At 72.6% G+C, this 11,537-nt stretch carries 7 protein-coding genes and 1 pseudogene; all 8 read left to right on the top strand.

Annotated features, from left to right (window positions below):
* Positions 1-1,788, top strand: a pseudogene (locus tag ADY59_RS30790) (hypothetical protein); the annotation flags it as partial.
* 47 nt (positions 1,789-1,835) lie between these two features.
* Positions 1,836-4,313, top strand: a complete 2,478-nt coding sequence (locus ADY59_RS30785) for an ATP-binding protein (RefSeq protein ID WP_049569373.1) — start codon at positions 1,836-1,838, stop codon at positions 4,311-4,313.
* Positions 4,310-6,679: a type IV secretion system protein gene (locus tag ADY59_RS30780; RefSeq protein ID WP_049569370.1), complete on the top strand. Its 2,370-nt coding sequence runs from the start codon at positions 4,310-4,312 to the stop codon at positions 6,677-6,679. Before ADY59_RS30785 ends, ADY59_RS30780 begins: the two co-directional genes overlap by 4 nt.
* A 2-nt stretch (positions 6,680-6,681) precedes the next feature.
* On the top strand, positions 6,682-7,302 hold the full coding sequence (locus tag ADY59_RS30775; RefSeq protein ID WP_049569368.1) for a hypothetical protein: 621 nt from the start codon (positions 6,682-6,684) through the stop codon (positions 7,300-7,302).
* Positions 7,299-8,393, top strand: a complete 1,095-nt coding sequence (locus ADY59_RS30770) for a C40 family peptidase (protein WP_063780833.1) — start codon at positions 7,299-7,301, stop codon at positions 8,391-8,393. The genes ADY59_RS30775 and ADY59_RS30770 overlap by 4 nt, the downstream gene beginning before the upstream one ends.
* Positions 8,394-8,503: 110 nt before the next feature.
* Positions 8,504-8,890 (top strand): (deoxy)nucleoside triphosphate pyrophosphohydrolase, encoded by a 387-nt coding sequence (locus tag ADY59_RS30765; RefSeq protein WP_049569366.1) that lies wholly within the window; start codon positions 8,504-8,506, stop codon positions 8,888-8,890.
* A gap of 64 nt (positions 8,891-8,954) precedes the next feature.
* Positions 8,955-10,241 carry a hypothetical protein gene (locus ADY59_RS30760; protein WP_156325840.1) on the top strand — a complete coding sequence of 429 codons (1,287 nt, stop codon included), beginning with the start codon at positions 8,955-8,957 and terminating at the stop codon, positions 10,239-10,241.
* A 74-nt stretch (positions 10,242-10,315) separates the two neighbouring features.
* Positions 10,316-11,527 carry a hypothetical protein gene (locus ADY59_RS30755; protein ID WP_156325839.1) on the top strand — a complete coding sequence of 404 codons (1,212 nt, stop codon included), beginning with the start codon at positions 10,316-10,318 and terminating at the stop codon, positions 11,525-11,527.
* Positions 11,528-11,537: the final 10 nt, after the last annotated feature.

Here is an 11,537-nt window from a genome sequence, read left to right as displayed (position 1 = left end):
GAACAGCCCCCCACCCCCTCGCGGACCGCCGCCACCGAGCCGGCATCGGCCCTGTCGCGGGCGTCGCTGGGCGAGCGGGCATCGGCCTCGGAACCGCCAGCGGTACGCGAGGGCGCTTCCGCGCCGGAACGCACGCCGGCCCCCGAAAGCGGCCCACCCCCCAAGGCCACGACCGGCCCTGAGAACACCGTCACCCCCGAGCGCACAGTCGGCTCTGAGGGCACGGTCGGCTCTGAGGGCGCGGTCGGTCCTGAGGGGACCGTCGTCCCCGAGGGCGTCGTTGGGTCTGAGGGCGATTCGTTCGCCGGGACGGGGCCCGTCCGGGAGAGTGCCGAGGGCCTTGAGCGGGGGCGCGGGGAGGAGGCGGCCAGGGATCAGCACAGGAAGGGCCAGCCTCCCAGGCTGGAGCCCGGCGTGGCGGTGCCGGACGCGCATGCCTGGTCGCCGCTGAGCCCTGACGCCAAGCCCGTCACCTTCTCCCGCCCCCTGCGAGGGCGTGATGCCGAGCTTCCGAGCCGCGCCATCCACCGTCCCGAGGCGCCGGTCCCGCCTACGGAGAAGAGCGCGACCGTACAGGGTGAGCAGGCCGCACCGGCACACGAGGAGCTGCCCGGCGCCGTTCCCGCGGTGGGCCGGGGGAGCGGGAAGCCCGGGGCCGGTTCCGAGGAGGCGGCGTCCGAGGGGAGCCGGGCCGTCCCGGCCGACGAGGTGCCCGAGGGCCACGAGAGGCGCCCAGAGGCCGCCCCCGCGATCCAGCACGGGACGCCGCGGGCGCCCGGGGATCGGCAGGAGGACGACGAACGACAGGCGCCCGTGGTGCCGGGCCCCAGGGCGGGGCAGCGGGTGCGGAGGGTGGAGTCCGTCGTGGGCCGCGACTCCGGCGGGTGGCGGCGGATCGCGCAGGTGGTCGTCGGCGGCAACGGGGTGCGGACCGACGGGTCCGAGCTGGACGAGGCGCGCGCCCGGGGGGTGTTCGGCGGCAGCCGGCGGGTGGTGGTGCTGGGGTGCACCGGCGGCGCGGGGCAGAGCACGACGGCGCTGATGCTGGGACACACCTTCGCCCAGTACCGCGACGATCGGGTGGTGGCCGTGGACGCCGCCTCGGGTGACAGCAGCATGACGAGCCGGATCCGGCCGGAGACGCCCGAGACGCTGACGTCGCTGCTGGCGGGGCTGCAGCGGGTGAGCGGCTATCTGACGATGCGGGGTTACACCACGCGCACCGCTTCGGGGCTGGAGGTGGTCGGGGCGGACGGGGACGAGCAGCGGCTGGCCGACCGAGGGCTGTTCTCCGATCACCGGCTGGGTGAGGCGATGAACCTGCTCGACCGGCATTACAAGCTGACCGTGATCGATCCGGCCGCCGCGCTGGCCGCCCGGGTGCTCCCGTACGCGGATCAGCTCGTGCTCGTGGTGCCCGCGAGCGTGGAGGCGCCGGACGCGGTGGCGATGACGTACGAGTGGCTGGACGGGCACGGCTGCGCGGACCTGAGGCGGCGCGCGGTCATGGTGGTCAACGGGGTGAGCAGGCGTTCGATGACGGACGTCGAGCAGGCGGAGGCGGTGGCGCGCGGCAGGTGCCGGGCCATCGTCCGGGTTCCCTGGGAGGACGATCTGGCGCCCGGCGGCGCCGGGGTGGTCGACCCGGGGCAGTTGCGCGCGGCCGGGCGGCGGGCGTATCTCGCTCTCGCCGGGGTCGTGATCGCGGGCTTCGCGGCACAGAAGGCCCGACCTGACGAAGAGGAGTTGGCGAGTGACCCCCCGGGCACGAGAATCGGTGAGCGATAAGTGAACATGCGAGCAGGCATGGCCCGTTCATGCGCCGAGGGGGCGGCATGAGCAGGGCGTCTGGAGCGCGTCAGCGCCTGGCGGTCCGCTATTTCGACGACCGCATCCTGCTCACGGACACCGACGCATGGGCGTACTTCCGCCTTCCGACGGTCAGCTACGAGTTCGTCACGCCGGAGGAGCGTGAGGCGCTGGCCACCAACATCACGATCGCGCTGGCGGCGATCCGGATGCCTGACGCCGAGGTCCACCTGCGGGTGGCGCATCGCGCCTATCCCGCGGCCGAGTGGGCGATGGCGCTCAACTCCACCTCCGACGAGGGCCCCGGCTGGCGCGACTACCTGGAGGAGATGTACCGGCACGTCTGGGCGAAGGACTTCTGGTCCAAGGAGGTCTACCTGGGCGTACGGCTCGGCCCGCGGGGCAAGCAGCTCGGCGCCGGGGTGCTGGCGCAGGTGTTCGGCTTCTACCAGAAGACGGAGAAGGCGCTCGGGCTGGAGGACGACCACGTGCCCGAGGGCGAGATCGGCCGGTGGACCGAACAGGCCGAGCGGCTCGGCCGGGCGCTGGCCTCCAGCGCGCTCTACGCCAGGCACGCCACGTCGGTCGAGGTCGCGTGGCTGTTCCAGCACGCGGCGGCCGGGGCGCTGGCGGACGCGCCGCCGTCGGCGAGCCCGAAGCGCCGCTGGGGCAAGGGCGAGATCGAGTCGCTGGTCGAGGGTGAGATCCACAACGGCAGGTCGCTGCTGCGCATCGTGCAGCCGCAGGGCGACTCGTACGTCGCTCATCTGTCGTTCGCCAGGTTCCCGGACCTGATGCCGTTCCCCGACGGGGAGCCGTGGATGCACTTCGCCGACCAGTTGCCGTTCCCGGTGGAGGTCTCGTCGCGGATGCGGCTGATCCCGCCGGTGAAGGCGTCCAAGGACGTGGCGCGCAAGCTGGCGCACGCCCGCGACATGGACATCCACATCCGCGAGGCGGGCGCGGAGGCGCCGCTGGCGCTCGCGGAGCAGATCGACGCGGCCCGGATGCTGGAGCACGGCATCACCAAGGAGCGGCTGCCGTTCGTGTACGGGTGGCACCGGCTGATCGTGTCGGCCCCGACGGAAGACATCTGCGTGCAGCGGGTGGAGGCGGTCGTCGAGCACTACCGCGACATGGGCATCGACGTGGTCAACTCGACGGGCGACCAGTTCTCGCTGTTCCGCGAGGCGCTGCCGGGCGAGAAGGTGGGCGTCAACGCCTACGCCCAGCGGCAGCCGCTGCGCACGATCGCGGGCGGGATGGCGACGGCGACCGTCGACCTGGGCGACCGGCTGGAGGAGGGCGGCGAGGGCTGGCTGGGCCCGTACATCGGCGAGACCGTCGGCCGGGCGCGCAGCATCGTGCACTTCGACCCGCTGCTGGCGGCGAGCCGCAACCGGCCGACGGCCATCGCGATCACCGGCGAGCCGGGCGGCGGCAAGACCACGCTGGCGCTGCTGATGATCTACCAGATGGCGTTGCGGGGGGTCACGGTCGCGGTGATCGACCCCAAGGGCGACGCCGAGTCGCTGGTGGAGCTGCTGCAGAAGCGCGAGCGCAAGGCGCGGATCATCCCGCTCGGGTCGGCCGCGCCGGGGCTGCTGGACCCGTTCTCGTTCGGTGACGACATCGCGGCCAAGAAGACGATGGCGACCGAGACGCTGCGGCTGCTGCTGCCGCGCATGTCGGAGGAGCGCGAGTCGGCGATGATCCAGGCGGTGGCGGCGGTGTCCAACGCCGCCGACCCGTCGCTCGGCAAGGTCGTCGACTATCTGGAGCAGGCCGAGGACGCCGCGTCGAAGAACCTGGGCGCGGTGCTGCGCTCGATGTCGGAGATGCACCTGGCCAGGCTCTGCTTCGACCCGTCGGGCGGCGACCAGATCGACACCGAGGGGTGGACGACGGTGTTCACGCTGGGCGGGCTGACGCTCCCCGACGTGGCCACGGGCAGGGACGACTACTCCTACGAGCAGCGGCTGTCGGTGGCCCTGCTCTATCTGGTGTCCCAGTTCGCCCGGCGGCTGATGAACGGTCTCGACCGGCGCGCGCCCAAGGCGATCTTCCTGGACGAGGCCTGGGCGATCACCTCCACGCCCGAGGGTGCCAAGCTGGTGCCCGAGGTCAGCCGGATGGGCCGTTCCCGCAACACCGCACTCGTGCTGGTCTCGCAGAACGCGGGCGACCTGCTCAGCGAACAGGTCACCAACTGCCTGTCCTCCGTGTTCGCCTTCCGCTCGACCGAACGGGTGGAGGTCGGCCACGTGATGTCACTGCTGGGAGTCGAAGGGTCGGAAGAGCACCGGGCCGTCCTGAGATCGCTGGGCAACGGGGAATGCATTTTCCGCGATCTGGATGGCAGAGCGGGCCGCATCGGAGTAGACCTGATCTCCGAGGAGCTGCTCCGCTGGCTCGACACGAACCCGACACACGACAAACCCGGCGGCAGCGGGCATGATGATCTTCAAGGGGGAGTGGGCAGCGCGCAGGAGGTGCGGTCATGAGGATCCGGCTACCCAGACGATGGGCTCTGGCGCTCGTGGTGCTGCTCGGCGTCATCGTGGTGCCGATCGTGGCGGGCAGCCTGTCGCCCGCCGCCGCGGGGCCCTGTGACCTGTCCGGCGAGCTCGCCCCCGAGGTGATCGGCAGCGGCACCGACGGCATGATGCAGCCGCCGGTGCCCGAGGCCGGTGCGCCGGCGACGGCCACCAACTACGGCCAGTTCGGCATGTCCGGCCAGTTCTGGCACACGCACGAGCTCGGCTGCTCCGACATCGCCGCCGTGCTCGGCAACTCGTGGGCCAACACGATCTTCCTGTGGGCCAAGGCCGTCGACCGGCTCACGATCACCACCTACCAGGCCGCGGCCACCGAGGGACCACTCCAGTCCATCAAGGACGTGGTCGACGACATCGTGACGAACCTGTCGGAGGCCATGTACTGGCCGTACCTGCAGCCCATCGTCATCCTCGGCGCGATCTGGCTCGCCTGGTACGGGTTGATCCGCAAGCGGGCGACCACGACCGCCGAGGGCGTGATCTGGATGGTGCTCGCGGTCACGGTGGCGACCTGGTTCCTCAGCCGGCCGCAGGACTTCACCGGCCTGGGCAAGGTCGTCACGGACAAGACGGGCGAGGTGGTCAACTCCGCTTTCGCCGGGCTGCCCGGCGCGGGCGGCGCATCCTGCCTGCCGCCTCCGGGCGACGCCAGCCCCGAGGTCAAGGCCGGCGGTTACGGCCAGAACGGCACCCCCGGCGTCGACCAGAACGCCGACGCCCTCTGGTCCACGCTGGTGTGCAAGCCGTGGCTGATGGGCCTGTTCGGCACCGCCGACCCCAACCAGCCGATCGTGCGTGACTTCGGCCGCACGATGCTCGAGACGCAGTCCATCCCACCGGCCACGGTGGAGCAACCGGCGCCCGACGTGGGTGCGCATCAGGCGAAATATGCCGAGATCGCTGACAAGCTGCGCAACGACTCGCGTTACTTCATCTTCTCCGGGCGCGACTGGACGAGCCGGCTGGGCGTGGCCATCGGGGCGCTCATCGCGGCGCTGGTGGCCGGGGTGCTCATCTTCCTGGTGGCGGTGTCGCTGCTGGTGCTCAAGGTGGGCTTCCTGCTGCTGCTGATACTCGGGCCGGTGTTCCTGCTCATCGGCGTGCACCCGGGCAGCGGGCGGATCATCGCCATGCGCTGGGTGGAGATGCTGATCGGCACCCTCCTGCGGCAGGCCGTGCTCGCGCTGGTGCTCGGCGTGCTCGTGTACGGGTACGCGCTGATCATTTCGACGGCGATGCCGTGGGGGATGCAGATCCTGTTCATGGCCCTGCTGACGATCGCGGTGTTCTTCTACCGGCGGCCGTTCCAGCACCTGTTCGCCTCCATGAACGGGCACACGCTGGCCACCCGCATGCTCGGCGACGCGGCGAGCTCGCCCGTGCTCGAACGCGCCTCCAACGCGCTGCCGCCGGTCGCCTCGGCCCGGATCGGCCGCTGGGGCGCGCGCAAGGCCGAGCCGATCATCAGCGCCGCCACCGGGGGCGCGGCGGGCGCCGCGGCGGCGACCGTGGCCCAGGGGCGTGCGCGGGGCGAGGAGGGCGAGAACGGCGCGATGCCGTCGGGCGTCCGGGTGCCCGCGCCGCTCGACACCGATCCGCAGGGAGGCAAGGCGGCCGGGCGGCAGGCGCCCGCGCCGCGCAAGGGTGACGCGCCGCCGCTCAACCTGGGCGGCACGCCGACCCGTACGCGCGGCGCCGGCGCGGCCCCGCGCTCCACCGGCGGCGGCCGCCCCGGCGGCGCCGGAGGGTCCGGCGGCTCGGGCGGTTCAAGTGGTTCGGGCGGCTCGGGCGGTTCGGGTACGGCGGGCGGCGGCTGGTTCGGCGGCCGGTCCGGCGGTGGATGGGCGCCACGCGGAGGCGGGGGCGGCACCCGGTCGGGCGGCTCCCGCGTCGGCGGCTCGGGCGGTTCCGGCGGGTCCCGTTCGGGCGGGTCCGGTGGGTCCGGCGGCTCTTGGTCGGGTGGGTCCGGCAGGTCGCGGTTCGGCGGTTCCGGGTCGGGGGGCTCGCGTGGCTCCCGGTTCGGCGGCTCGGGCGGCGGCGGGTCCCGGTCGGGCGGCTCGGGCGGGTCGATGTTCGGCGGGTCCCGGCGGTCCGACTCCGGCGGCGGGTCGCGGGCCGACCGGCAGTCGTCGGGCGGCGGGATCTTCGGCAGGAACGAGGACGGGCGGGTGTTCGGCAACGGCGGCGGGATGTTCAGCCGCTCGGAGTCCGACGGCCGCGCCTCGGAGCCGCCGCCGCTGTGGGGCAGCTCTCGCAAGACGGAGCCGCCGGTGCCCTTCTGGCTCAACCCATCCAATCCTGACAGGGACTGACCATGGCTCAGCGGGGCGACAAGCGAGGGCTGGCCTTCGCCGCCATCGTCGTGATCATCCTCGCCGTCGGCGCCTACCTGTGGCTGTGGCCGGACGCCGAGGAACCGGCCGCCGAACGTACGACCACGAGCCGTACGACGAGCTCGCCCGCCATCGCGAGCACGCCGCTGGCGACCGCGAGCGACGCCCCGTTCGACGTCTACTCCTTCCTGCCGATGTCCAAGGAGCAGCTCGCCGCCGCCGCCGACCTGGCCGAACGCTTCACCGCCGAGTACGCGACGTATCGCTACGACGAGGCGCCGCAGACGTACGCCGACCGGGTGCGCAAGTACACCACGGCCGACTTCGGCAACGTCCTGGCCAGGACGCGCACCGCGGCAGGCCCGGTGGAGCAGGACGACCGGACGGTGTCGACGGCGACGGCCGCGCTGAAGGAGATCCGGCAGATCGAGAAGACCAGCATCGTGTTCGTGATCACCGGCACGCAGCAGCTCACCGGCAAGGGCGGCGCCAAGCAGCAGGCGGCCGACTACGCGGTGACGGTCAGCCAGCTCGGCGCCGACTGGCGCGTGTTCGACCTGCGGCCCGCCAGTGAGGGCCAGGACGGGGACCCGCAGGGGTGAACGTCTCCCGCCCCCGCGTGGTCCTGGCGGTCGTCGTCGCCGGGATGCTGCTGCTCGTCCTGGTGATCGTGTCGCCGATGATGATGACGTCCATCCCGTCGTTCATCGGCAACGGCGGCGAGCCGCCCGACTGCACCGACGGCACCCAGGTCCAGGAGGCGTCCGACTCGGCCGCCTCCGACATCCCCGCCGAATACCTGGAGCTCTACAAGAAGCACGGCGAGAAGAGCGGTGTCCAGTGGAACATCCTGGCCGCCGTCGGCAAGCGCGAGACCGACCACGGCCGCTCCGACCTGCCGGGCGTCAAGAGCGGCACCAACTACGCCGGCGCGGCCGGGCCGATGCAGTTCCTGATCAGCACGTGGGGCGGCAAGGCGAGGATCCCCATGTCGTCGACGTTCAACGGCTACGCCTCCGACGGCGACGGTGACGGGGTCGGCGACGTCTACAACCCCGCCGACGCCATCCTGGGCGCGGCCAAGATGCTCAAGCACAACGGCGCCCCCGAGAACGTACGGCGCGCGCTGTTCGTCTACAACCGGGCCTGGTGGTACGTGGACCAGGTCGAGGAGATCGCCAGGAAGTACGCCAGGTCGGGCGAGGTCGAGGTGCCGCCCGAGGCCGACGACTCCTGCGACGAACCGCTGGTCGAGGCCGCGCCCAGCGACGTCGTCAGGAAGATCCTGGCGTTCGCGCTGGACCAGCGCGGCAAGCCGTACCTGTGGGGCGGGACCGGGCCGGACGCGTTCGACTGCTCCGGCATCGTGTACGCGGCCTACCGGGCGGCCGGGCTGTCGATCCCGCGCACCACGTTCGGGCAGTGGCCGTTCGGGGTGAAGATCGAGCGGGGCTCAGAGCAGCCGGGCGACCTGGTGTTCTTCAACGCGGGGCCGGGGACGTCACCCAACAATCCCGGGCATGTCGGGATGGTCGTGTCGAAGGGCAAGATGGTCGAGGCGCGCTGCCGGCTGTGCGGGCCGATCAAGGTGACCGGCTACGAGGGGCGGGACAGCATCGTCGGCTTCACCCGGCCGCTCCAGAACCCCGCCGTGCTCGACCAGTTGGAGAAGCAGAAGAAGGCGTCCCTGTGACCGCTCCCCTCCGCGTCGCCGATGGCAGGGGTATCGTCGGTCCCTGTCCTGTTCCGCAGGGGTCCGATTCCTTTCCCGCCTGAGGGCGGGGGTTTCCTCGGAGGTTTCCGGTGATTGTGGTGGCCGCGGCGATCGTCGCCTCCGGCGGGCGGGTGCTCGCCGCGCAACGGGCGGAGCCGGCGGCGCTGATGGGCGGGTGGGAGTTCCCCGGCGGGAAGGTCGATCCGGGAGAGAGCGAGCTCGACGCGCTGGCGCGCGAGTGCCACGAGGAGCTGGGCGTGGAGATCACCGTCGGTGACCGGGTCGGCGGTGACTGGGCGCTCAGCGAGGGGTACGTGCTCCGGGTCTGGCTCGCCACCGTCGCCGCCGGGACGCCCCGCGCCAAGGAGCACCTGGCGCTGCGGTGGCTCGCGCCCGGCGAGTATTACGACGTACCGTGGCTGGCGGGAGACCTGCCGGTGATGAAAGCGGTGGAGAAACTGCTCCGGCAGGATTGAGCGCTCGCTCTGGGTGACATAACGATTACTAGGCGTTATTTGTCACTTTGGGGGAGGCGGCGTCATGAATCGGGGCTGGATCGTGGGCGGAGCCCTGATGCTCGCTGCCGTACCGGCCGTGCCGGCGGCGGCCAACGGGGTGTCCATGGTGCTCGACCGGGTGGGCAGCCCCGACGGAGTGCTCAAGTGGATCAGGACCGGGGACGTGCTGCGCTACCAGGTGCGGCTCAAGGGCATGGGGCACGACGCCCGGCTGGCGGTCGCCACCGTCCCCGCCGCCGCCCTCACCACGGTCACCTGCACCACCCCGGCCACGGGGACAGGATCCGCCATCGACTCCAGGGGGGCGGCCGGAGCCACGTCGACGGGTGAGGCGGGGGGCGCTCAGGCGGAGGCCGCCGCGTCGAGCGATGATCCCCAGGGCGGGACCGAGAGGACCGGGCGCGCAGGGGCGCGGGCTACGGCGAACCGGGCGCTGGCGGGGGCGCGGGATGCCGGGGCTCAGGTGTGCCCGCTGGGGGAACTGGCCGGCAAGCGGGTGGTGGACGTGCTGCTCACCGTGCCTCGCGGAGCCCGGGAAGTCGAGCTGGCGGCCGTGGCCAAGGTTCGTGAGCAGGACGGGCTCGGGGTGACGACGATCGCCAGGACCGTCCGTACAGCCGTCTTCGAGGGGCCGGTCCCGCGCAGTGCGGCAGGCTTCAGCGGCACTGCCGTGCGGCTGGCGGCCAAGGCTCACCAGGCGCCCGGGGCGGAGGGGCGGCCGGCGGCCAAGGGGCCGTCCACGGTGGCCGAACAGGCGCGTAAGCCCGCCGCCCGCCAGGCACCGGTCCCGGTGGCCGCCCCGCTGCCGCAGGTGAAGGTGCCCAAGGCGGCGACACCCCGCACCGTCACACCCCCACTGCCCGGCACCGCCTCCAGGAAGCCTGCCCTCGCCGCCGCCCAACCGGGCACCAGCCAAGCCCGCCCCCAAGCGAACGGCGCCCCTGCGCTGACCGGCGCCAACGGCGCGCCCTCGCTGAGCGGCGCACCCACGCTGAGCGGTGCCGAGGGCGCGCCCGTGCTGGGTGGGGCGCCCTTGGTGGCGGGCGTGGATGGCGCGGCCGTGGCGGGGGGCTCCGGGGTGGTGCTTGCTCCGGCGGAGCCTGTCGGGGTGGAACGGGATGGGGTGGAGGCGCCGCTGCCGAGGGAAGTGGGCGGGGCGCCGGTGAAGGTGCGGGCGGAGGAGGCGGTGAATCCGCTGGCCGGGCCGCGGGGCGTGCCTGCCGTGGCGGTGGGGATCGCGGCGCTGATGGGCGCGCTGTGGCTCATAGCCAGGACGCAGCGCGCACGAATTCAGAAAAACGTGTGGTAATTCCGTCTTTACTGTTCCTTTTACCCGACTAGTATTCCCTTGACCGAGGTTGTGGGACTGCGCGGAGGGCACAGGTGGCACGCAGGCGAGCGACGGCCGTGTCCGCGATGGTGCTCGCACTGGGGCTGACCTGCGCGGGCGTCGCCCCGTTCGTGGGGCAGAGCGCGTCGGCGACGGCGTTGACCCCGGTCGAGCCGTGTGACGCGGGCGAGGTGTGCGAGAGCGGCCCGCCGGAGACGACGATCACCATCACCACCACGCCGCCCGGGCCCACGCCGACGCCCGAGCAGCCCGAGACGACCGTCACCAAGACCGTGACGGCCACGCCGACGAAGAAGACTCCCAAGCCGACGCCGACGAAGACCACGAAGGCACCTGAGCCGGCGCCGACCACCTCGCAGCCGCAGCCGCTGCCGACCCAGAGCGTGGAGGTGCCGACGCCCACGCCGTCGCCCACGGAGACGGAGTCGGAGGTCGAGATGCCTCAGGTGGCCACCAGCGACCCGCTGCCGTCGGAGACCGTGCCGCAGTCGTCGGAGAGCGAGCCGATCCCTCTTGAGGTGCGCAACGCGGCGCCGGAGTTCGACCAGCGGACGCTGACGCAGCAGCTCAGCATCCCGGCGCTGATCCTGGTGCTGCTGGCGCTGTTCGCGGTGCTGATCTTCGAGGGGCGGCTGCGCCGGATGGCCCATGCGGCCGCGGTGCGCAAGGCGGGCCCGCAGGTTCCGCCGGAGATGGGCGGTTATCCGGCGGGTCCGGGTTATGCGACGGCGGCGTTCCCGGCGCCCGGTTATCCGGGCGGCACGGCGTACGCACCGATCATCAGCTTTGTCCCGGTGCAGACCTATCCGAGCGGACAGGTCCAGTACGGCGCGGTGTACCAGGATCCCGGCATGTACGGCCAGGCGCCTCCGGAGCAGCCCGTGCAGGAGCCGGTGGTGCTGCAGCCGGACCAGTTCGACACCGTCGACCACGAGCCCGCGTACCGGGCGCCGTTCGAGCCGCTCGTCCCGGCTGAGCCGCCGCCCGCGGACATCCCGCCCGGCGGCGCGGGCCCGTACGAGGACGGTCCCGAGCGGCCGCTTGGTGCGGCGTCGATGGCCGAGCAGGGCGACGCCGAGCCGTGGCAGGCGTTCCCCGCGGGAGCGGGGGACGAGACCGTGGTGCACCCGCTGCCGGGCGCGCCGGCCGAGGAGGAGCCGCGCGGGCAGAGCGACGCGACGGTGGAGGAGCCCCGGCCCGAGCCGGGCAGGCGCAAGCGCGGGTTCCGGCGCAAGAGCACATGAGAACGGCGGG

This window comes from Nonomuraea sp. SBT364, assembly GCF_001083785.1.
GTDB lineage: Bacteria > Actinomycetota > Actinomycetes > Streptosporangiales > Streptosporangiaceae > Nonomuraea.
This window is presented reverse-complemented; position numbering and strand designations above follow the sequence as displayed.

Bases quoted from the DNA above. Each gene is read 5' to 3' on its own strand.
- ADY59_RS30775 (WP_049569368.1), top strand. From the start codon at position 6,682: ATGGCTCAGCGGGGCGACAAGCGAGGGCTGGCCTTCGCCGCCATCGTC.
- ADY59_RS30760 (WP_156325840.1), top strand. From the start codon at position 8,955: ATGAATCGGGGCTGGATCGTGGGCGGAGCCCTGATGCTCGCTGCCGTA.
- ADY59_RS30785 (WP_049569373.1), top strand. From the start codon at position 1,836: ATGAGCAGGGCGTCTGGAGCGCGTCAGCGCCTGGCGGTCCGCTATTTC.
- ADY59_RS30780 (WP_049569370.1), top strand. From the start codon at position 4,310: ATGAGGATCCGGCTACCCAGACGATGGGCTCTGGCGCTCGTGGTGCTG.